Annotated in this window: 1 protein-coding gene; it reads right to left on the minus strand. The window is 44.9% G+C overall.

Going from position 1 to position 561, the window contains the following annotated elements:
- Nucleotides 1–561 (minus strand): hypothetical protein (locus JK635_RS05975; protein ID WP_202653075.1); only part of this gene is annotated, 561 nt, incomplete at both ends.

Here is a 561-nt window from a genome sequence, read left to right on the forward strand (position 1 = left end):
CTCAAAGCGCGCCATCCAACCTTAAACTCCTCCAAAGCTCTTTCGAGAGGAGAAAAGCGTTCAACCTTACGAACCCTTTCAGGATTGCAACTGGAAACAACAACATTATGTGCAATGACTTGCAAAGCAGGACAGGTCGAGACCGAAACTCCTTCAGGTACAGCAAAGAGTCCATTAAAGGTCATAGCATTACCAGGTTGTGCGATTTGGGTTTCACTCTCAGGCTCTTTTTTGCCTAATACTCTCCACTTGAGATATTCCTTGCACAAACCGGTGTTCATATCATCGAATGGCCTTTCATTGTTCTCAGTTTTGGAGTTTCCCGGCACGATCCTATTAGAAAATCCATCTAGGCATGATCCAGCATTCTCCTTGCTGGCGCGCAACACATTTCCGATTCGGTCCCCCGACATCTCATCAAGCGAAAAAAACGCAAATTCGATGGCAGCAAGTGCCTCATTTTGCATATCTTCGATTTGTTGCGGAGTTCGGATCAAATTTTCCAGCAAAAATTCTCCCAATGTGCGCTCACGCAGGTATAAAACCTTTTCTTTGCTCTTA

The sequence above is a fragment of the Neobacillus paridis genome, from assembly GCF_016765675.1.
Taxonomy (GTDB): domain Bacteria; phylum Bacillota; class Bacilli; order Bacillales; family Cytobacillaceae; genus Neobacillus; species Neobacillus paridis.